The 21149-nt window shown below is 63.7% G+C and carries 22 protein-coding genes; 11 read left to right on the top strand and 11 right to left on the bottom strand.

Features of this window, described 5'->3' with window-relative positions; translation table 11 throughout:
• Positions 1-22: 22 nt before the first annotated feature.
• From hemA to OXG98_18620, 4 genes are all read right to left on the bottom strand, one after another.
• Complete coding sequence (gene hemA / locus OXG98_18635; GenBank protein ID MCY3774029.1) at positions 23-1321, bottom strand: glutamyl-tRNA reductase; 1299 nt, start codon at positions 1319-1321, stop codon at positions 23-25.
• A complete protein-coding gene (locus tag OXG98_18630) occupies positions 1297-1941 on the bottom strand; it encodes a bifunctional precorrin-2 dehydrogenase/sirohydrochlorin ferrochelatase (GenBank protein MCY3774028.1) in 645 nt (214 codons plus the stop codon). Before OXG98_18630 ends, hemA begins: the two co-directional genes overlap by 25 nt.
• Positions 1942-2027: 86 nt before the next feature.
• On the bottom strand, positions 2028-2849 hold the full coding sequence (ccsA, locus tag OXG98_18625) for a cytochrome c biogenesis protein CcsA (protein ID MCY3774027.1): 822 nt from the start codon (positions 2847-2849) through the stop codon (positions 2028-2030).
• A 276-nt stretch (positions 2850-3125) separates the two neighbouring features.
• Complete coding sequence (locus OXG98_18620) at positions 3126-4043, bottom strand: aminotransferase class IV (protein MCY3774026.1); 918 nt, start codon at positions 4041-4043, stop codon at positions 3126-3128.
• Between the two features lie 206 nt (positions 4044-4249).
• Between OXG98_18620 and era the strand changes: the two genes are divergently transcribed.
• Positions 4250-5179, top strand: coding sequence for a GTPase Era (gene era, locus OXG98_18615; protein MCY3774025.1), 930 nt, complete (start codon positions 4250-4252; stop codon positions 5177-5179).
• A 45-nt stretch (positions 5180-5224) separates the two neighbouring features.
• Here the strand turns inward: era and OXG98_18610 are convergent, their stop codons facing one another.
• Complete coding sequence (locus OXG98_18610; GenBank protein MCY3774024.1) at positions 5225-6283, bottom strand: aminoglycoside phosphotransferase family protein; 1059 nt, start codon at positions 6281-6283, stop codon at positions 5225-5227.
• Between the two features lie 205 nt (positions 6284-6488).
• Here OXG98_18610 and OXG98_18605 point away from each other — a divergent pair, with 205 nt between their 5' ends.
• The 10 genes from OXG98_18605 (at position 6489) to OXG98_18560 (ending at position 16566) form a co-directional block, all read left to right on the top strand.
• Positions 6489-7394, top strand: a complete 906-nt coding sequence (locus OXG98_18605) for a M48 family metallopeptidase (GenBank protein ID MCY3774023.1) — start codon at positions 6489-6491, stop codon at positions 7392-7394.
• A 7-nt stretch (positions 7395-7401) separates the two neighbouring features.
• Positions 7402-8586: an amidohydrolase/deacetylase family metallohydrolase gene (locus tag OXG98_18600; GenBank protein ID MCY3774022.1), complete on the top strand. Its 1185-nt coding sequence runs from the start codon at positions 7402-7404 to the stop codon at positions 8584-8586.
• Positions 8583-9206 carry a hypothetical protein gene (locus tag OXG98_18595; protein MCY3774021.1) on the top strand — a complete coding sequence of 208 codons (624 nt, stop codon included), beginning with the start codon at positions 8583-8585 and terminating at the stop codon, positions 9204-9206. The genes OXG98_18600 and OXG98_18595 overlap by 4 nt, the downstream gene beginning before the upstream one ends.
• A 29-nt stretch (positions 9207-9235) precedes the next feature.
• Positions 9236-10081 carry a hypothetical protein gene (locus tag OXG98_18590; protein MCY3774020.1) on the top strand — a complete coding sequence of 282 codons (846 nt, stop codon included), beginning with the start codon at positions 9236-9238 and terminating at the stop codon, positions 10079-10081.
• The gene (locus OXG98_18585; GenBank protein MCY3774019.1) at positions 10038-11078 is read left to right on the top strand and encodes a DNA photolyase; all 1041 of its coding nucleotides are present in this window, start codon (positions 10038-10040) and stop codon (positions 11076-11078) included. The genes OXG98_18590 and OXG98_18585 overlap by 44 nt, the downstream gene beginning before the upstream one ends.
• Positions 11069-11788, top strand: a complete 720-nt coding sequence (locus OXG98_18580) for an SDR family NAD(P)-dependent oxidoreductase (protein MCY3774018.1) — start codon at positions 11069-11071, stop codon at positions 11786-11788. Before OXG98_18585 ends, OXG98_18580 begins: the two co-directional genes overlap by 10 nt.
• A 10-nt stretch (positions 11789-11798) precedes the next feature.
• Entirely contained in the window at positions 11799-12611 is an 813-nt protein-coding gene (locus tag OXG98_18575; GenBank protein ID MCY3774017.1) for an MOSC domain-containing protein, read from the top strand.
• 103 nt (positions 12612-12714) lie between these two features.
• Positions 12715-14160 carry a hypothetical protein gene (locus tag OXG98_18570; GenBank protein MCY3774016.1) on the top strand — a complete coding sequence of 482 codons (1446 nt, stop codon included), beginning with the start codon at positions 12715-12717 and terminating at the stop codon, positions 14158-14160.
• Positions 14161-14300: 140 nt separating this feature from the next.
• Positions 14301-15398: a Gfo/Idh/MocA family oxidoreductase gene (locus OXG98_18565; GenBank protein ID MCY3774015.1), complete on the top strand. Its 1098-nt coding sequence runs from the start codon at positions 14301-14303 to the stop codon at positions 15396-15398.
• Between the two features lie 229 nt (positions 15399-15627).
• Complete coding sequence (locus tag OXG98_18560; GenBank protein ID MCY3774014.1) at positions 15628-16566, top strand: PorV/PorQ family protein; 939 nt, start codon at positions 15628-15630, stop codon at positions 16564-16566.
• A gap of 107 nt (positions 16567-16673) precedes the next feature.
• Here the strand turns inward: OXG98_18560 and OXG98_18555 are convergent, their stop codons facing one another.
• The 6 genes from OXG98_18555 to OXG98_18530 all read right to left on the bottom strand — a co-directional run.
• Positions 16674-17528, bottom strand: coding sequence for a glutaminyl-peptide cyclotransferase (locus tag OXG98_18555; GenBank protein ID MCY3774013.1), 855 nt, complete (start codon positions 17526-17528; stop codon positions 16674-16676).
• Between the two features lie 10 nt (positions 17529-17538).
• Positions 17539-18024: a GNAT family N-acetyltransferase gene (locus tag OXG98_18550; protein MCY3774012.1), complete on the bottom strand. Its 486-nt coding sequence runs from the start codon at positions 18022-18024 to the stop codon at positions 17539-17541.
• Positions 18021-19088 (bottom strand): ankyrin repeat domain-containing protein, encoded by a 1068-nt coding sequence (locus OXG98_18545; GenBank protein ID MCY3774011.1) that lies wholly within the window; start codon positions 19086-19088, stop codon positions 18021-18023. Before OXG98_18545 ends, OXG98_18550 begins: the two co-directional genes overlap by 4 nt.
• 20 nt (positions 19089-19108) lie before the next feature.
• Positions 19109-19828 (bottom strand): zinc-binding alcohol dehydrogenase, encoded by a 720-nt coding sequence (locus OXG98_18540; protein MCY3774010.1) that lies wholly within the window; start codon positions 19826-19828, stop codon positions 19109-19111.
• On the bottom strand, positions 19759-20157 hold the full coding sequence (locus tag OXG98_18535) for a hypothetical protein (protein ID MCY3774009.1): 399 nt from the start codon (positions 20155-20157) through the stop codon (positions 19759-19761). Before OXG98_18535 ends, OXG98_18540 begins: the two co-directional genes overlap by 70 nt.
• 65 nt (positions 20158-20222) lie before the next feature.
• The coding region (locus tag OXG98_18530) for a GH32 C-terminal domain-containing protein (protein ID MCY3774008.1) at positions 20223-21149 on the bottom strand (927 nt) is incomplete at its 5' end.

The following is a 21149-nucleotide window of genomic DNA, read 5'->3' as shown; positions in this document are numbered from 1 at the left end:
GGCCCGGCCCGGGCTTGCCGGGCTATTCGTCCCCGGTGCCGTTCCTGTCGTTCCCTTGCTCATCGAGACCGAAGAGATGGCGCAGGCTGTAGAGGTGGTAGTCCTTGTGCTCCGGATCGGAAGTGTTTCTGAGCTGGACCGTCGGTTGATGCAGCAGCTTGTTCACGATGGCGCGGCTCATCTTGTCCACGGTTTCCCGGTCCTTCTCGGAAAGATGGCCGAGCTGGGCGAAGGCCCGGTCGACCTCCTGGTGCCGGACGCCGTCCGCGAAGTGCCGCAGCTGCGTAATGGTAGGCGTAATGGCAAGGTTCTGATACCACGCAAGGAACCGGTCCACTTCCGTTTCCACGATCCCTTCCACCTTCCGCGCTTCCATCTTCCGCGCCTCGGCGTTGTCGTCCACCACCGACTGCAGGTCGTCCATGTCGTAGAGGATGACGTTGTACAGGTTGCGCACGCGCGGGTCGATGTCTCGCGGGGCGGCGATATCGATCAGGAAGATCGGCCGGTTCCGCCGGTCGTGCATGATCTCCGCCATCCGGTCCCTGTCCAGCACGGGTTCGGTGGCGCCGGTGGAACTGATGACGATATCGACGTCGGAGATCATCTGGAGTCCGTCGTGCAGGGATACGGCGATGCCGTCGAAGCGATGGGCGAGGTCGGCGGCCCGGTCGTAGGTCCTGTTGGCCACGATGAGCCGTTTCACGCCCTGTTCGACCAGATACTCGGCGGTCCGTTCACCGGTTTCTCCCGCGCCGATCAGCATGGCGGTATGCTGCCGCAGGTCCTTGAAGATCTTCCTGGCCAGTTCGACCGCCACGGAGCTGACCGACACCGCGCCCGCCCCGATCTCCGTCGTCTCCCGTACCTGCTTGCCCACGGCCAGCGCCTTTTCAAACAGCCTGTTGAGCACCACGCCCGTGGTCTTCGTGTTCAGCGACTGCATATAGGCCTCCCGGACCTGGCCCAGGATCTGCTGTTCGCCCACGACGAGGGAATCCAGGCTGGAGACGACCCGGAACAGGTGCCGGATGACGGCCTCGTCCTTCCGGTGATAGAGATAGGGGGACAATACGCCTTCGTCTAGGCCGTGGATCTCGTGAAACCACGCCTCGATGGGCCAGGGGTCGGTATGCTCTTCATCGGTGGTCGCGTACATCTCGCTGCGGTTGCACGTGGACAGCAGCACCGCTTCGAGGATGCCGCTCGAAGACCTGACGAAGGAAAGGGCCTTCTCCTGGAGCGTCTTCGTCAGCACCGCCTGGTCGCGCACATCGATAGGCGCCGTATGGTGACTCAGTCCGACGAGGGTAAGATGCATGACTCCACCCGGTCGCGCGCTTCGTCCGCGCGGCCTTCGCGTATCAGATCGAGGATATCGGAATCGACCAGGGACGTCCACAACCTCGCCCGGGTTTCGATTTCATCGGGGTACATGGCCTTCATCCGGGGACGGTACTGTCCCAGCAGGTCGAGCAGGACGGCGTACTCGGTGCCGAAGGCTCCTTCCAGCTCCCCACGGATCTTCTTCGCCAGCGCGGGACTCTTGCCTCCCGTGGATATGGCGATGCACAGGTCGCCCCGACGGACGATGGAAGGTACGATAAACCGGCACAGCGCGGGCACGTCCACCACGTTGACCATGACGCCCTCCGCCTCGGCGTCGCGGTAGACCCGTTCGTTGACCTCCGTCGAATCGGTCGCGGAGATGACCAGCCGGAAGTCCCGTACGTCGCCGGGTTCGTACTGTCTTGCGATCCAACGGATTTCACCGCGGTCCGCCCGGTCGCGCAACGCTTCCGTCAAATCGGGACTGACTACCGTTACTTCGGCCCCGCAATCGAGGAGCGCGGCCGCCTTTTCCTCAGAGATCCCGCCACCGCCCACGACCAGGCAGGACTGATCCTCGATGTCTACAAACGCGGGATAGTATTTCTTCATGGTCGCATTACCGTCAGTTGTCGCATTACCGTCAATCGCCGCCGTCCAGTCTCCGCTGCCTGACCGCCGTCGTCTGGTTGCCGTCCTCAGTCGAAGATGTGCAGGTTCGTCCAGAGTCCGGCGCCGAGATAGGCCAGCAGCACGGACGCGAACCCGGCCATGGAGATGATTGCCGCCCGCTCGCCCTGCCATCCCACGGTATAGCGGGTTACAAGCTGGGAAGTGAAGATGACCCAGGTCAGCATCACGCACAGCACTTTCGGGTCCAGCAGCCAGGGCGTGATCGAGTCCCACGCGGCCGTCGCCCACCAGATGCCCGTGGCGATGCCCGCCGAGAGGAATACCCAGCCTATAAGCGTCGCCTTGAGGTTCATCTCGTCCAGCATGCCCAGCGCGGGCAGCCGCGAGAACACCAGGCCCACGCGGCGGTGGTGGATGTAATACATCTGCATGACGTACAGCAGCCCCGTGATGAAGGAGAAGGAAAACGCCGCGTACGCCAGGAAGCTGGCCGTTACGTGGAAATTGAACCAGGGACTCTGCAGCAGGGGCGGCAGGGGGTCGACGGGACTCATAAACGCCGTGGACGCCGCCTGCGCCGCCAGGACGAGAGGCAGGACGAATACGCCCAGCGACCGGTCGTGGAAACGGCGCTCCAGGAACAGGTAGACCACGGCGATGAGCCAGGCGAAGAAGCTCATCGACTCGTGGAGGCCCACGAAAGGCGCGTGGCTGGATTCGAAGCCCCGGGCGATCAGAAAGGCGCTGTGGAAAACCAGCGCCAGCACCAGGCACAGGCTCGCGTAGAACCCGGTCCGGGGCTGTCTCGTCCAGAAATGACGGAAATAGATCACTGTGGCGACCGCGTAACCCGCCAGAATCAACCCGTGTAGAATGTAGATACCCATGATGATCCGGCCTCGACCCGGCTCCGGCTCAAAACTCGACGGCTGACAAGATACCCTAAAATACCGTCATATCATGTATTTATCAAGTTTAATGGGGGGTGTGAAGCAGCCGCGGCGATCTGGCCTGGTCGTGGGAGCGGTTCGAGATTCATGGTAATTCACGGGACCCGATTCATGGAACCCTCGATTGCCCCGATTCGATTCATAGAACCCTGGTATGGAACGCTGGTCTGGTACAGAACTCTGGTAATGAAGGCGCGCACGCGCGCAAGCCGTCTAGTCCACGTTTCTCAACTGCTCCATGATATCCATGCCCACATTACGGCTCCACGCTTCCATCACCCGCCCGAACATCGGGCCGGTCCTGCCGTTTCCGATGGGCGTACTGTTGATGCGCGTGCACGGCGCAATACAGTAGGGCGTGCTGGTCAGCCAGGCCTCGTCGGCATTGACGGCGTCGTAGGGCTGCAGGTCCTTTTCCACCCAGCCCAGTCCCAATTCGGGCGCCAGTTCCCGCAGCGTGACCAGACTTACCCCTTCCAGTATGTGGCGGCTGGTGGGCGTAAAGATCGTATCGTTTTCCACTACGACGAAGTTGGCTCCCGAGCACTCGGTGAGGTTGCCGTCCAGATCGAGCAGCAGCGAGGCGGCCGCGGGGTCGACGGCCTGGGTCTGCCTGTCGGCCATCCAGTAGTGCAGACGCGAGCGGTTTTTCATCTTGGGATCAACGCACTGGGGCGGTACGTGGCGGATGGAGGGGGTGACCACGTGGACGCCCTCTTCGAAGTAGGACCGCCACACGGCAAAGGGCAGCGGGAAGGAGTGGATACACAGGGTAGGCGCCAGGCGCGCCGGTTTCCCGGCGCTGCCGGCGTAGATCTGGTTTTCCCCCGCCGTAACGAAGTGGACGACGCCCAGGTCCTGCTCGGGACCGATCAGCCCGCTATTGGTTTCGATCAGCGTCCGCGTGCGTTCGACCAACCCGGCATGGTCCAGGGCCAGCTCGATACCGGCGTACTTGCACGACCGCAGAAGCCGCTTCACGTGCTCCTCCAGGCGGAAAGGCTCGTGCCTGAACGTACGGGTCATCTCGGTCAGGGTGGCGCCCAGGACGATCCCCAGGTCGTAGATGTTTATATGCGCCTGAGAAGCGGGGACGAAGCCATCATTGAGATAGACGACCGGTTCTTTCATAGCGCGTTGTTCTCCTGTGATAAGGCCGAACATCGTACGGATGCCGAAGTCGTGCTCCAATATACACCCATTGGCCGCAAAACCGGCAGAGGGAAATGAAACAGTCCTTTTTCTTTTCCGGACGAAGCGTTACGTATAGGTGTAGCGTTACATGCAGGTGTATTGAAACACAGGTGAATAAGCGGTACCGTAAAGGACAGCATCTCATGGAACCCACCGGGCAGATGGCAGGCGCTGTCGGCGACGGACCGCATCGCGCGGGGTTTGTGGCCCTGGTCGGGAAACCGAACGTGGGCAAATCCACCCTGATGAACGCGTTGCTGCAGCATCGGCTGTCCATCGTGACGCCACGGCCCCAGACCACCCGCCAACGGGTACTGGGCATTCTGACGAAAGAGACCTGCCAGCTCCTGTTCCTGGATACGCCCGGCCTGCTCGAACCCGGCTACCGGCTCCAGGAATACATGCTGCAGTCCGCGGTCCATACCCTGCACGATTCGGACACCGCCGTGGCCATCGTGGACGCCACCCGGTTCGCCCGCGACCTCGACGACCGGGTCGTCGGCTTCCTCGAACAGAGCCGCGGTCCCGTGATCCTGGCGATAAACAAGATAGACCGGACGTCCAGAACTTCCCTGCTGCCCCTGATCGACCAGGCCGCCAACCGCTTCCCCTTCACCGAAATCGTGCCCGTGTCCGCCCTCGAGGGTGACGGCCTCGAACCGCTGCTGTCCGCCGTCATCCGCGCGCTCCCGCCGGGTCCGGCGCTCTACCCCGAAGACATGCTCACCGACCAGCCGGAACGGTTTTTCGTGGGAGAAATCATCCGGGAGCATCTGTTCCTCGCCGTCCGCGAAGAACTGCCCTACGCGTCGGCCGTGATCGTGGAGGATTTTACGGACCGGCCCAATGGTACGGCCTTCATCCAGGCGAGTATCATTATCGAGCGATCTTCCCAGAAGGGCATCGTCATCGGAAAAAACGGGCGCATGCTTAAACACATCGGCACGTCCGCGAGGAAGGCCGTCGTCGATTTCCTGGACCGCCCCGTCTATCTCGACCTGCGGGTCAGGGTCCGGCCCTCCTGGCGAAAGAATGAGCAGGAGTTGAGGCGGCTGGGGTACACGAGGAGGTGACGAGTGCGCCCGGGTACACAAAGAGGCGTCTGGCGGGCCGGAGTGTCAAGCCGGGCCCCGCAGCGTTGCGCCCAGTCTCTCGGCAGCCAGCCCGATGTACCGGTCCAGGTCGTCCCACAGCGACTCCGGCGGCCGGCGTTCGCTCCAGGGCTGGACCGCCTCCCGGTCGTAACCTTCGATCAGAGACAGGATCCGCACGCACCACTGCACGGGGAGTATGGACTGGTACACCGCCATCTTCTCGATAGCGTGGGGATCGGCACTACGTTCACAGTAATCTCCGATGGCCTCTTCCCGCAAGCCCGCTTCCAGGACCGCGCTTTCCGGATGCCAGAAAAAACCGGCGACCTCGAAGAGCGGGTCCATGATCCCCGCGTGCTCCCAGTCGACCAGGCCGATGCGTTCCGCACCAGCCCTGATCACGTTGGCCGGCCGGAAGTCTCCATGACACAGACAGGGCGGGCAATCCGCCCATAACGCCGGCTTCAGATCCATCATGTCCAGGCATCGTCTCAGGTCGCGCAGCCGGTCCAGGGCCTCGCGGAACGGCGGGTCGCTCATGGCGGCGCTCGTTGCCATGGCATGCATGGTTTCGTCCATGAAATCGAGACAGTCCCGGGGACGGGCCGGTCCGGCCGGCCGGCCCAGGGCGGAATCGCCAGGGTCCGAAATCCCGTGCACCGCGTGCATGATTTCCAGGAGCAGGCTCAACTCTTCCCGGGTCATGCTTGCGGGTTTCACCGCTGCCCCGGGTAGTTTCTCGTAGATAAGCACGGGCGCTTTCAACTCCACGGCCCACGGATCGCCGGTTACGGCTTCCGGCACGGCTTCCAGGAAGGAGAGCCGTTTCATCGTGGCATATTCCCGTTCCAGGCGCTGACCGCGATCGGCCGGATATACCTTGACCAGGTAGATGCCGCCGTCGGTATTTACCTCGTATATACGGTTGTTGAACCCGCCTCCCAGCGGCCGTATATGGCTTTGCCCGGCGGCGAACGCGTGTCCGTCTCCGGCCAGCCGGGCGAGGTAACGCGCCATGGCAGCCAGGTCCGGGGATTCACCGTCGCGTCGCGGCGACGCTTCCCAATCGTTCTGCGAATCCATAATCGTTCTGCGAATCCATCGCCTTTGAAAAGTGCGTGAGTCGATACGCGGCCGGCTGTTTTCGTTCGGTCTTTTCCGATTGCTCGCGGGTTCGAGGTTTCGTATCTTCAATGCGCAGAAACCGTCCGTCTCTGCACCCCGCAACCGTGGTCAGTCCGTATCCCGTTCCGTTCCCGGCACGTCCCGGATTCCGGTGTGATTCGCGATGAAACTCCACGCGCTGATTCGACATGCACTCATGGGCCTGCCCCGGTCCCTGTCGCTCAAACCGGCCGTAGCGTCGATCTTCCTCCTGCTGCTGACGACCTCTGGCTGCGGGAGTGCCTTTCAGAACATCAACATCCTCTCCGACGCGGATGAAATCGCGCTCGGACGCGAGTTTTCGAAAGAGATCGAAAGAGAGGTCAAGCTGTACACGGACCCGGAGGTGGTCCGCTACGTCGACGAATTGGGTCAGATCCTCGTCCGGCATTGCAAGCGATCGAACATACCATACTACATAAAAGTCGTGGATACCGATGAAGTCAACGCCTTTGCCCTGCCCGGCGGGTATCTCTACGTCAACCGCGGCCTCATTTCCATCGCTGGCACCGAATCGGAACTGGCGGGGGTGATCGCCCACGAGATCGGCCACGTGGCCGGGCGCCACGGCGCCAAGGCTCTGACCCGGCAACTCGGGCTGGAGATCATCCTGGGCATGATATCGGGTAGAAACCCCACGGGCGTCCAGCGTGTCGCATCGCAACTGGCGGGTGTCGGCGGCATTCTCTCCATGTTGCACTATTCCCGCCAGGCGGAACGGGAAGCGGACGCCCTGGCGGTGGTGAACCTGCGTGAGGCCGGTTATGATCCCGGGGGCGTCACGGTGTTTTTCGAGAAACTCCTGGCGATCAATGACCGCGAACCCGGCGCGCTGGCTTCCCTGTTCGCGACCCATCCACCGAGCAGGGAACGTGTCGAAAACACCCGTAAGCAGATCGCCGCTCTGCCGGTCCTGGATGGGCTGACCGCTGATTCGGAACGGTTCAGGCAGATTAAGAACATGCTGCCGCCGCTTAAGGACAATCCCCTGAAAAACGAAAAGGAACAGCAACCTGTCCGCGAACACTGATCCGCGCATGTCCTCCTTATCCGGATCCGGAGACCGCCGGGACCTGTTGCTCCGCGGCGGGATTGTGGTGGATCCGTCGCAGGATCTGTACCGGGTATGCGATGTAGCGATTCGCGCCGGTTCGATTTCGGCCGTCGGCGACGGCTTGCCCGCGGAAGGCCACCGCGTCGTCGACGTAACCGGCCGGTACGTCTTCCCCGGCCTGGTCGACCTGCACGCCCACATATGCTGGGGATTCACCGACATCGGCCTGGTTCCGGACGACATCTGTCCTTCCACCGGGGTAACGGCCATCGTAGACGCCGGCAGCTCGAGCTGGCCCAGCCAGGAGGCATTCCGACGCAACGTGGCGGAGCCATCCCGGACCCGGGTCTTCGGTTTTTCTAACATCTCCAGCGTGGGCATCCCGACGGCGGGCACGCCTGAACTGGCCAGCCTGCGGTTCGTGGACGTGGACCGGTCCGTGGCCGCCGTCGCGGGGAACCGGGACCTGATGACCGGCATCAAGGTGCGCATGGGCCGGCATCTCATCGGTGACAACGGGATCGAACCTATGCGCCTCGCCGTCGAGGCGGCGGATCAGGCGGACGTCCCCGTCATGGTCCACGTGGGCAATACGCCCTGTCCGCTGGGCGGCATCATGGATCTGCTTCGGCCGGGCGACATCATCACCCACGCCTATCACGGCCATCCCCATGGCATACTGGACGACCACCGGGCCGTTTGGGAGGACGTCATCGAGGGGCGGTCCCTGGGCATCCTGATGGACGTGGGCCACGGCGCCGGAAGCTTCAGCTTCGACGTGGCCAAGGCGGCCTTCGAACAGGGGTTCTTCCCGGACGCTATCAGCACGGACCTGTACACCGTAAACGTCAACGGACCGGTTTTCGATCTGCCGACCACCATGTCCAAGATGCTGAACCTGGGCATGCCCCTCGTGGACATCGTACGGAGTACCACCGCTATACCCGCCACCGCGATCGGGAGAAGCGAACTCGGCACGCTTCGTCCGGGTGCAGCCGCCGACGTGGCGGTCTTCGAACTGGAGGAGGGCGACTTCGAATTCAGCGATTCGCATGGAGACACCCGGAGGTGGCCCCGTCGCCTGACCTGCGTGATGACCTTGCTGGACGGAGGAATCGTATTTGAGCGGAAGTCCGCTGAACGTCAACCACGGGAAGAAGCGTTATGAAAGCCAGATACTGGGTGGGCGGATGCCTGTCCACGATCATACTGCTCGCCGTAATCGCCGGCGCAGCCTACTATTTCATGCTCCAGGCGAGCGATGAGCTGGTCGAGACCTACACGAGCCCGGAGCCCCGCGAGTTCGCCCGCGCGGAGAAGGGCCGGGATGCAGCGCAGTCGGTCATCGAACGGTTCATGGATTACGTCGCCGCCCTCGAGCAGGGCGAGGAAACCGGCAGTTTTTCGCTGTCGGCGGAGGATATCAATGCGCTCCTGGAGTATGAAGACCTGTTCCGGGAACTCCACGGGATGGCCCGCGTGGACATCCGGGACGACAAGCTGCAGGCCGAGATCAGCGTGCCACTCGGCCTGTTCAACGATCGATTCGAGGGCAGGTACCTGAACGGCACCGGAGAAATCGCCGTCGAGATGAAGGACGATCGGCTGGAGGTCACCATCGACCGGCTGGAGGTGGCCGGCAGGAACCTCCCCGATGAGTTCATGCATGAAATCCGGAAGAACAACCTGGTCGACGCCCTTTACCGGGATCCGTTCCTGGAGCGGTTCTTACGGCTGGTGAAGTCCGTGAAGATCGAAGACGGCCGGCTCGTCATCGAGCCCAGGTAGGGCCTGACCTTTACGCAATGGAACCTTCTATGCCGATCCTACTCGCCGTCGCCCTGCATCCTGAAGCGCGCCCGGCTATCGAGCGGTTCCGCCTGAAGCAGGACGCTTCCTTCGCCCTGCCCGTTTTCCGGCGGGACGATACCTGGCTCACCGTCACGGGCCCGGGAAGCATGAAGTCCGCCATCGCGACCACCTTGCTCATCGCGCGGGTTGAGGACAGGGCGCGAGCGGTCATTTTCAACCTCGGCATCGCCGGCCATACGCAGAAGGCGGGGGAAGGCCCCGTCTCGGAGGGAGACCGGTTTCTCGCGAACAAGATCACGGAAAGGAGCACGAGCCGGTCCTTCTATCCCGACCTGCTGGCGAGGACGCCCCTGGCGGAATCTCCGCTCACAACCGTGGAACGCCCCCTGGACCGGGCGGATGCCGACGGCGTGGAACCGGGCTTGGTCGACATGGAGGCGGCCGGATTCTACCAGGCGGCGGCGACCTTCCTCCCACCTCATCGGATCGGGTGCGTGAAAGTCGTTTCCGACCACCTGGAAACGCGGCGATTCGACAAGAACAGGGTGGCCGGCCTGATCGCGGGATCCCTGGATGAGGTCGAAGCGGCCATCGCGGCCTACAGGAAAGTCTCCGACGGCGGACTGGACGTGTTGACCGATGCGGATGTCCGGATCGTCGAACAGATACGAAGCCGGCTGCGTCTGACGGTCAGCCGGCACAGGATGCTGGCCGACCTGGTGCGGTCCTACAAGCTTCACACCGGGTCGGACATGCCTGACCTGACGCGGTTTACCCACGTCTCCGTGAAGACGAAACAGGAAGGCGATGCGCAATTTGAACGGCTACGGGACATCCTCTCGGTGGGGTAGTTTCTCCCACATCTACATCGAGCACGGCGCGGCCGACTACCCGATCACACGTCGCATCCGGGATCGCTTCGCGAAGGCCCGGGTGGTGGAAATCGACGACTACAAGGCGGTCTTCGCACGTCCGAGGCAGCGGTTCCAGCCGCAAAAAGCGAGCATGAAACTGATCTTGGCCGTGAAGAAGGACCGGTTCCTGTACGACGGGTCGGGGAACAGCCAGAACTTCAGCCTCGAGGATTTCTACTACAACACGCTCATGTTCAACTGCGTGTACAACTGCGACTACTGTTATCTGCAAGGCATGTACCCATCGGCGAATATCGTGGTCTTCGTGAACCTGGAGGACTATTTTACGGCGACGCGCGAGGGCATGCGCGACCGGTCGAACCCGTCGCAGCCGTTCTACCTGTGCATCTCGTACGACACCGACCTGCTCGCATTCGAATCGGTCGTGCCCTATTGCCGCGCGTGGATCGAATTCGCCCGCGAGGAGCCGGACCTGCTCGTCGAAATCCGTACCAAGAGCGCCGCGTACCGGACGATAAAGGATCTGCCGCCTACAGACCGGGTCATCCTGGCGTGGACGCTCTCCCCCGAACCGGTCGCCGCACGCTATGAGCACGGGGCGGCACCCCTCGGCCAGAGGCTGGACGCCGTTCAGGCGGCTATCGAGGACGGCTGGCCGGTCCGTCTCTGCTTCGACCCAGTCCTGGCCGTCCCGTCGTGGGAGTCTATGTACGGAGAACTGGTCGAGGAGGTCTTTCGGCGGATCGATCCGGCCGCCGTTCGTGACGTGACCGTGGGCGTCTTCCGCATGGCGAAGGACCATTTCCAGCGTATGAAGCGCCAGCGGCGGGATATGCCCCTTCTGTACGACGGATACGTACAGGAGGGGACGACCGTGACCTATCCGGCCGAACGCCGGGAGGCCATGACCGCCTTCATGCGCCGACGCCTGGGCGACCACTTCAACGAGGAGCAAATCGCCGCATGGACGTAGCCCTGGTAACCGGCGCTTCCTCCGGAATCGGCCTGGCCATCGCCAGGCGCCTGGTCGAACTGGACTATGCCGTCTACGGATATGCCAGGGACCACGGGAAGGCCTCATTCCGCCACGACCGGTACCACCCGGTCACCTGCGACGTCACCGACACCCGGGTCTTGCTGGAAAGTACCGAGGCGCTGCTCAGAGCGGCCGGGGGCCTGAAGATCCTGGTCAACAACGCCGGTGTCGGTTACTTCGGTCCCCACGCTGCCATGGCGCCCGACCGGATCGAACGCATGGTGCAGACCAACCTGATCGCGCCCATGGTCCTGGCCAGGGCGACCCTGCGGCACCTGGAGAGATCGCGGGGGTACATCGTCAACATCGCCTCAACGGCGGCGCTGAACCCGGGATCCTTTGGCGCCGCCTATGGCGCGACGAAGGCCGGCCTCCACCAGTTCGGGCAGGCGCTCTTCAGCGAGGTGCGGAAGAGCGGCGTCCGGGTGGTAACCCTGTATCCCGACATGACCCGGACACCTTTCTATGACGGAACCGACTTCGAGCCCGGCGAAGCGCCCGATGCCCACATCACGCCGGAATGCGTGGCTGATGCCGTCGCCCAGGCCGTGGAGCAGCGGGAAGGGACGGTGATCACGCAGATCGTCATCAAACCGCAGCGCACGCAGATCGTCCACAAGCGTCCGTCGCGTAACAACCAATCATAAAGGTACTACGATGCCCTACATTTCCTCCCTCCACGTCTATCCCATCAAGTCCTGCGCCGGCCACGAACTGTCGCGGGCGGAGCTCGACGCCCGGGGAATCCGCGACGACCGGTCGTGGGTCGTCGTCGGCGACGGCGGCGGGATGCTCACCCAGCGTGAAATGCCCGCCCTTGCCCTCGTACAGCCCACCCTGGCAGAAGGAGGGCTGGCCCTTTCGGCGCCGGGAATGGAGGATCTGCCGGTGCCGCGTATGGAAGAGGGTGACGTCCGAAACGTGGAAGTATGGGGAGATCCCTGCGACGGGGTCGACCAGGGAAGCGATGCCGCGGAGTGGTTCGGTACGTACCTGGATACATCCTGCCGCCTGCTGTATTTCAAACCGGATTTCGTGCGGCCCGTGGATCCGGATTATGCGCCCCGGTCCGGCGACCAGGTGGGTTTTGCGGACGGCTTTCCTCTGCTGATGATCTCGGAAGCCTCCCTGGCGGACCTGAACGCGCGGCTGCCGGAACCCATCCGCATGAACCGCTTCCGGCCCAATGTCGTCGTGGCCGACTGTCCGCCCTACGCGGAAGACACGTGGAAGCGTGTTCGCGTCGGGGAGGTGGAACTCGACCTGGTGAAACCCTGCGGCCGGTGCGCCACGACCCTGGTCGAGCAGGAGACCGGAACGCCGGGCAAGGAGCCGCTGAGAACGCTGGCGACCTACCGCAGGCTCGGTGGTCCGAGTCCGGCATTCGGCCAGAACGCCGTGCACCGGTCCCCTGGCGCGCTGGAAGCGGGCTCGGCCATTCAGATCCTCGACATGCGGGGCCCGGCTTGACAACGACAGATGCCGTAACCGGCCATCTTGCCAGACCGCTCGAAGCTGACGGGATGCCCGGAAGAAGGGTATTCCTGAATGGACCATCAAGAAGGGGGACCGTTTGAGCCAGCGGGTAATCTCCATGCCGGCCGGCCGGTGCGAACTGGGCTTCGCACGGATCGACATCACCCCGCCCGCGGGCATCTACCACCGCAGCTGGGGCGCCGCGAAGCATGATGCGTCGACGGGCGTGCACCGGGAACTGACCGCATCTGCGCTCGTATTCGTGGATCCCGGTTCCGGGGCGGAACACGCCCTCGTCTCCCTCGAACTGGGCTGGCTGCAGGCTGGCGACCTGCGACGCCTTTCGGATACCGTTTCCTCCGGAACCGGCCTGCCCGCCGAGCGTGTCGTCCTCACTTTCTCGCATACGCACGCTGCCGGAAACTACGATCCCGATCGACTGGAGCACGAGGGCGGCTCGCTGATCCCGGGGTACCTGGCTGACCTCGGAAAGGGACTCGTCGGTCTGGTAGAAAAGGCCCGGGCCGCCGTGAAGCCGGTCGACCTGGCCTTCGGATACGGACGGTGCGACCTGGCCCGCAACCGCGACTACTGGGACGAAGCGCATCAGCTGTACGCCTGCGGGACCAATCCAGAACGTGCCGCCGACGATACCGTCGTGGTGACGCGCGCCAGCGACCGGGAGGGCGGGATAATCGCCACCCTCGTCAACTACAGTTGCCACCCGACGACCCTGGCCTGGGACAATACGCTCATCAGTCCCGACTACCCCGGGGCCATGCGGGAGGTCGTGGAACGGGAAACCGGCGCACCCTGTGTGTTCCTGCTGGGCGCGAGCGGTGATCTCGGCCCCCGGTACGGGTTCGTGGGCGAAACGGAGGCGGCGGACCGGAACGGCCGTCAACTCGGCTATGCCGCGCTGTCGGCCATGGAGGCCTTGTTGCCCGATGGGATCGAGATGCGCTACGACGGTCCCGTGATCTCGGGCGCCACCATCGGCGTATGGCGCCAAAGTCCAGTGGATGCGGGGCGGGGGCAGCGGCTCGCAGCCTTCGACTCCGCCGTGATGACCCTGGACCTGCCCCTGCTGGATCTGCCTACGCAGGCGGAACTGGACCGGCAACTCGCCGAATGGACGTCCGGTGAAGAAGCGGCGAGGCGGGAAGGGCAGGACCACGAAGCCGCCGACTGCCGCGCCCGGATAGAACGGGTCCGGCGGGCCATGCGGCGCATCGAGACGCTTCCGCCGGACAGGAAGGGCGCTCCCTATGGCGTCACGCTCTGGCGTATTGGCGAAGGCGTCCTCGTGCTGGTGAGCGGCGAGCCCTACAATGTGCTGCAGCGCGAGCTGCGGGCACGCTTCCCCGCTACCGCGATCGTCGTGGTCGTCCTGTGCAACCGGGGGACGGGCGGCTACCTGCTGCCCAGGGACGACTATGACAAGGGGCTCTACCAGGAAGAGGCCGCGGCGATCGGTCCGGGCGGACTCGAAGCGGTGGCCGAAGGCATTACACGACAGTTGGAAGCCTGGGGCCTGAAGTAGTCGAAGTCCGGGGACGGAGCCGGGGTGCCAAAGCCCGGGATCCGAACTGAGCGTCGAACGCGGAACGGAGCACAGACCAAAATCGGAACGGAGCACAGACCAAAGTCGGAACGGAGCACGGATCAGATTGGAGCAGCAATATGTCGCCTGGCAACATACGCATCGGGCTCATCGGGCTCGGCACGGTCTGCGAATACGTGCATTACCCGGGGTTTTCCCGCATTCCCGGGGTGGAGATCGCCGGTCTCTGCGAAGTGGATGAAGGCTTGCTGGCCCGCAGGCAGGCGCAGTGGGGCATTTCGTCGGGTTTCTCGGACGTGGACCGGTTCCTCGCCGCCGTCAGGCCGGACGCCGTGGCCGTCGCCGTGCCGAACGTGTACCACCACGGGATCGTACTGAGCGCCGTCCGGGCGGGTTGCCACGTGCTATGCGAGAAGCCGATCGGCATGACCGTCGCCGAGACCGTCGATATGTACGAGTCCGCCCGGGACGCCGGCGTCCGGCACATGACCGCCTTCACCTACCGGTTCGTGCCGGGCATGCGCTACCTGAAGCACCTGGTCGACGAAGGCCGACTCGGCGAGATACGCCACGCGCGCTTCCAGCGCCTGCAGGACTGGGGCGAGCATTCCGTGGGATGGCGCCAGTACAGGCGCATGGCGGCCACGGGGGAACTCGGGGACATGGGCATTCACCGTATCGACTTCGCCGAAGACCTGCTCGGTCCGATCAGGTCGGTATGCGCCTCGCTTAAACAGGTCGTTTCCCGGGACCGCACGGAGGACGGCAGGCCCTGCGAACCGCAGGACGTGGAGGATTGGGTCGCGTGGATCGCCGAGTTTGAATCGGGAACCACCGGCGTGTTTGAAATGGGTAAACTGACCAAGGGCCGCGGACCCGGCGGCAACCACGACATCTGCGAATTGAACGGGACCAATGGTTCCGCCGCCTACCAGCTTCATACTCCCCGCGCCATCCTGGCCGGTCCGCGCCGGGATACATACCGGCGACGCAGCGTACCGAAGCGCTTCCTCGCCCTGCCCGGCTCCCCTCGCGACCCGAAAGAGGGCGACCCGGCTCAGACCTTTCGTTTCGACCAGGCCTGGGAGTTTGTCAGCGCCATCCGAGAGGGACGGGACTGCGTGCCCTCCTTCTACCACGGCATGCGCGCCCAGGTCGTGGCAGAGGCCATCCTTGAAGCGGCGGCGTCCCGGCGGTGGGTGGACGTGCCGGAGTGAGCCGAAATCCGGACGTTTCGCGTGTCAGACCGTGTTACTTCGCGCACTACCGGATTTTCATGTTGTCGTCATGGTTTCGTCATACTGGGCCATTATCTTGCGACTGATCTTGGGATTGGACGTATAATGCCGGTATAAGTCGCTTGACTCGCCTTTCAGAAACCGCAGGGTGTCCGTGTTACACCGGAGCGTGATCGATCTGGTGGAATGAACAAGGAGGGGTTCAATCGTGAAGAACTTAAGCTACCTGCTCATCGCGATTCTGCTGGTATTTCCAGCCCAGCGTATCCAGGCGGGTATCGGCCAGGCCGGCGGCCTGTTCCTGCAGATCGCGCCTGACGCCCGGTCCACGGCCATGGGCGAGACGGGCGTCGCCCACGCGCGGGGCGCCCTGGTGCCGGCGTGGAATCCCGGCGGCCTGGGATTCCTTGAGAACCGCGGCGCATCGGCAACCTACTTCAAATGGCTGCCCTACCTGGCGGACGACCTCTACTACCTGCATTTTTCCTATGTGCAACCCGTAGAAGGTATTGGAACTTTCGGCGTCAGTGTGCCCTATCTTTCGCTGGGGGAACAACAGAGGGTGAACGCGGCCGGGGACAGCCAGGGCACGTTCAACAGTTCGGACATGGCGGTCTCCATTTCATACGGCGCGAGGGTCAACGAGTTGCTGGGGGTCGGCGCAAACCTGAAGTTCGTCCGAAGCGCCCTGTCGGACGAGGACGACGGGGTGGGAACGAGCTTCGCCCTGGACTTCGGCTTCACCGCCCATGTCACGCCTCGCTTCACGGTGGCCGGCGCGCTTCAGAATCTTGGAACGGAGATCAAGTACGTCAATCCGGACCAGGGGGATCCTCTGTCCCGGAACCTCAAGGTAGGCGCCGCGCTGAAAGCGCTGGAAATCGAGTCGAACAGTCTGCTGCTGGCCGTTGACCTGAACCGAATGCTGCTGAAGGACAGCGGGAACGTCCTGAACGTCGGGGCCGAATTCTGGTACCAGGATCTCATCGCGCTGCGTACCGGGTACGTGCACGACTCGGAAGGCGACGTGAACACGCCCACGTTCGGCGGCGGCCTGCAGTGGAAGATGTACCGCATCGACTTCAGCTATACCTCAAGTTCGACGCTCCAGGACATCACCAAGTTTACCGTTTCGGCCAGATTCTAAAGGTCGGATGGGACAGGCCCGACCCTGCTGGAGGCGGGCGGAATCCTGCGGGACGTGCCTGACTTCACAGGCAGCGGGCGAAACGCAGGGCCAGTCAGGCCGACGCATCACCGGGGAGGTTCCTGTTCTTCGATGAGCCTGATCTGGAAGAGCCGGGGCCACCATTTCCCGGTGACGAAAAGCCGGTCCCCCTCGGCGTCGTAGGCGATGCCGTTGAGTACGTCTTCCGTGCCGTTCGCCCCTTCACTACCGCCTGACTCCAGCAGCCCCTCCAGGTCGATCCACCCGGTCACCCGTCCGGTTTCGGGATTGATGCGGGCGATACGGTCCTCTTGCCAGATATTGGCGTAGATTTCGCCCTTTACATACTCCAGTTCGTTCAGATTGCGCACCTGGCCGTCTCCGTCCCGCACGAATACCCTGCCGGTCTCTTCGAAGGTCACTTTGTCGCGGAAGTACAGCGTGGACGATCCGTCGCTCATGATGAACCGCTCCCCGTCGTAGGTTATGCCCCATCCTTCGCCGGGATAGCTAACGCTTCGCAGCAGCTCGAAGGTATCCCTGTCGTAGATGAAGCCTACACCGGACTTCCAGGTCAGCTGGATGATCTTGCCGTCGTAGAGGGCGAGTCCTTCTCCGAAGATCGTCGACGAGAGGCGACGGATCCGTTCCACCGCGCCGGTCTGCAACGCCACTTGGCGCAAGGTGGATTGGCCGTAGTTTCCGGTGCTCTCGAAAAGTATGTCGCCCTCGACAGCCAGGCCCTGGGTGAAGGCGCGGGTGTCGTGGGGGAACGAACGGACCACTTCGTAGGTATACGCCTTTGCGGCCGTCCCCTCCGTGGAACCGGTCTCGTCCGGCGTCACGTCGGGAAGGGTGCTCGAATTCGTCGGCTCGGAACAGGTAGCGAAGGCAAACAGCCCCGCCAGGCAGATCAGAACGGTGCAGACATTCCGGATCATAGGGTATTCCCTACAACTTCCGGTACATGATGTGGGCATCCACGAGGCCGTGTTCAGGATGATTGAACGCGTCCGGTATTGTAGCGGTCACCGTAAACCCCAGGTCCCGCCACAGCGCCACGGCCCGGTGGTTCGTGCTGACGACCATGTTGAACTGCATGGCCAGGAAACCCTCGCGGCGCGCCTCTTCGACGGCGTGCGCCCCCATCGCCCGTCCCACGCCGCGGCCCTGGCGGTCCGGATCGACCATGAACCCGGCGTTGGCCACGTGGGCGCCCTGCCCCGGCTGGTTGGGCCGCAGATAGTAGGTGCCCGCCACCTCACCGCCGTCCAGGGCCACGTAGGGCCGGTTCGGCGGCGCCATCCACATCGCGTACGCCTCCTGCCTGTCCGTCTCGGGTGGATAGGGATAGGGGTCGGCCGCTCGCACGACCCGGTGAAAGATGGACCAGATCGCGTCGAAGTCGTCCTCCCCGGCACGGCGAATCCGAATCATCCCGCCCCTCTTTCCTGCAACATCGATACAATCGTCTTCCGTTTCCTGGCTTTGGCGATGTCCAGCGCCGTAGCGCCGTCCCGGTCCCTGATCGACGGGTCGACGCCCTGGTCGAGCAGGTAGGCGACGAATTCCTTCCCGGCACCCCGGACGGCGGTCCAGTGCAACACGGTGCGTCCGCGGTGATCGTCAAGGCTGTTCACGTTGGCGCCGCGGTCGATCAGGAACCGGGCCATTTTGTACGTGCCGTACTGCACCAGTTCGCTCAGGGTGTCGTCCACCGCGGGATGCCGGATGTCCGCCCCCGCCGAAAGCAGCAGTTCCACGGAATCATAGTCCACGTTCCACAGGGCGCTGATCAGGCCTGGATCGGGTTTCGCCCCGGCGTCCAGCAGCGCCCGCATCATGGATGGATTCCCAATGGCCGAGGTCAGCGCCGGGGGAGGCCGGTTGACCTCGGCGCCCCGTTCCAGGAGCAGCGCGACGATCTGCTCGAGACGTTTCGCCATCGCGGCGTCGTCCCTTCCGGCCCTGGAAGCCGCGGCGTAGTTCAGGGGACGCCAACGGTTCTCGTCCACCGCGTCGACCAGGGCCGCGTCCCCGTCGAGAAGCGTCTGGACCCGCTCCTCCTCGCCCAGCGCCACGCTGGTGAAGATGTCCCACTCTTCGATGTGCTCCCGGAGCGCCGGCAGAAACTGGATCTCCCCGCCCACGGCGGCGAGACAGGGCGCCGTCATGCGGCCGTGCCCGCCGCGGAGTTCAACGCGCGCGCCGAACTCGAGAAGCACGCGCACGGTCTCGACGTGGCTCGGACCCTTGGGTATCGTCTTCTTGTGTTCCAGCACCCGGTGAAGCGGCCGGTGGCGGTGGTTGTTCCTGCTCAGCACGTTGGGGTCGGCGCCGTGTTCCAGGAGAAGCTGCACGATCTCCGTACTCCCCGTAAAGGCGGCGGTCATGATAGGCTGCCAGTGCCGGGCGGCATCCGGGTCTTCCTTCAACAGGGTTTTCGTCGCGTCCAGGTCGCCGGACCACGCCGCACTCGTCAGTTCTTTCTCCACGGCCATGGGCCTTGTCCTCCGTTTCCTCAGTACCTTACGGCCACCTTGATCACCTCGTCCGGCGCGTGCCGGACCTTTCCATAGGCTTCGGGCAGTTCGTCCGGCGTCACGACAGGGTCGGGCAGGCCATGGGGATGCAGCGTGCTTTCCCGGAACAGCCGGATCAGCGTCTGAAATATCCGGTCCTCTTCCCAGAACAGGCCCCGCTGCGGGCTGCTGCACGCCCGGGCCGAGACGATGTCGATCTGGTTGAAGTGAAACTCCTCGCCCAGGTACAGTCCCTTCGCATCCCCCAGGTAGAACGCCAGGGGCACCACCCGGCCCGCGTACCGGGTCGCCCGGATGGCCTGGTTGAGGGCGTGGTAGCTTCCGCTCGCCTCGATGGTGACGTCCGCGCCGAGATCGAGCCACTCGCGTGATGCCATGCCGAAGTCGCCGACCTCGCTCGGATCGACCGCCAGGGTAGCCCCGTGCCGAAGGGCCAGTTCACGCCGGTGCGCGATCGGATCGACCGCCACCACGTCGACCGCACCCGACAGTCGGGCCAGCTGGACCGTGAAGAGCCCGATGGCGCCCATGCCGAAGACGATGACCCGCTCGCCGATCCGCACCTGTCCGTCCCGCACGGCCGCCAGGGCGAAATCGGCCGGATCCATGCAGCAGGCCGCTTCCTCGGTCAACCCCGGGAGCAATGGCTTGAAATGACGGGCCTGGTGGACCGTCCTGAATCCGCCATAGCCGTACACGCGGTCGCCCTCCTTGATATCCTCGACTTCCTGCCGACGGCCATGACCGTGCCCACGGTAGTATTTCCCACGGGCTTCCATGTCGTTGGGTCGTAGGGATGGGTACGCGACCGGTCGAAGACCCGGCCTTCCCGGTCCATGGGCACGCTGGAATAAATGGACTCCCCCGTGATCTCGCCCTTTTCCGTCCCGTGTTTCGCCGCGGTGATCTCGCTGCGGACGCGGACCTCGTCGGCACCGAGGTCATCGAGCGCGTAGGATTCCCAGCGGGGCTCGAAGGCGTTGTTGCAGACCAGTTGCAGCAGTTCGATGCCATCCACTGTGGCCATGCTTCCCTCCCTTGCCGCTTTCACGATGATCCCTTGCTGCCTTTCGACGCTGCGTTGCTCATTGCTCAGGTCCAGATCGACTTCATTCGGTAGGCCTGGAGCGAAATGACCCGGCTGTCGACCCCTTGGGAACGGAAGGACACGCCCGTGCTGTCGGGCCGGTCCGGGTAGACCCGCAGCGAAACGCACTGGCGGCCGTTGGCAAAAACCTCCACGACGCTTCGGTCCACGAACACCCGCAGTTTGAGCGTTTCGTCTTCCTCCAGCGCCAGCGGCGCGGTTTCGGGGGCGCGGGACGTGACGTCCGGCGCGATGGACGCATAGGAAGTATCGATGGACAGGAGACTCTTGCCCCGGAACCCGCGGCCCCGGTAGAAGGCGATGCGCGTGAATTCCTCCCGGTTCGGGGACCGCAGCACGTTCATCTCCACCATGGGCGAAGATCCGGTATCGATTTCCACCTCGAATTCCATGGTGTTGCCGCCCTCCAACCGGGGCAGCACGACTTCCTGGTTGGCCGGAAGGGTCATCACGTCGAAACGGGCCGGCGCTTCGCGCAGTGACTTCAGGGCCTCGACCGGCTCCTGGTACAGGTCGTCGCCATCGACGGTCAGGTGTCGCGGCAGCGACATGATCTGGTTCCAGTCCTTCGTCGGCTTGCCGTGGTTCATGTTGAAGATCGCGACGAGACCGCCCTGGCCGTCCGGCGTGGCCGAAGGGGCGTGGAGGCCGGAGGGCTTATACGCGCCGAAATTGAACTTGGCGCCGTAGGTCACGACGAACTTGTCCCTTTCCGTGTCGTAGTCCCCGATCAGATACTGGGGGCCGCTCATGTGGCTGAAGAAAAGCAGGATGTGGCGGTCGCCGATGGGCCAGAAATAGGGACAGGCGCCGTCGTCTCCCACCAGGGTGTAGGCGTCGTCCTCGACGAAAGGATGCAGGTAAGTCCAGGTAGCGAGATCCTCGGAACGAAACAGATAGTTCGCGCGCAC

Source organism: Gemmatimonadota bacterium (genome assembly GCA_026706345.1).
GTDB lineage: Bacteria > JAAXHH01 > JAAXHH01 > JAAXHH01 > JAAXHH01 > JAAXHH01.
Note: the sequence above shows the minus strand (reverse complement) of the source record. Positions and strands in the feature narration are given on the sequence as shown.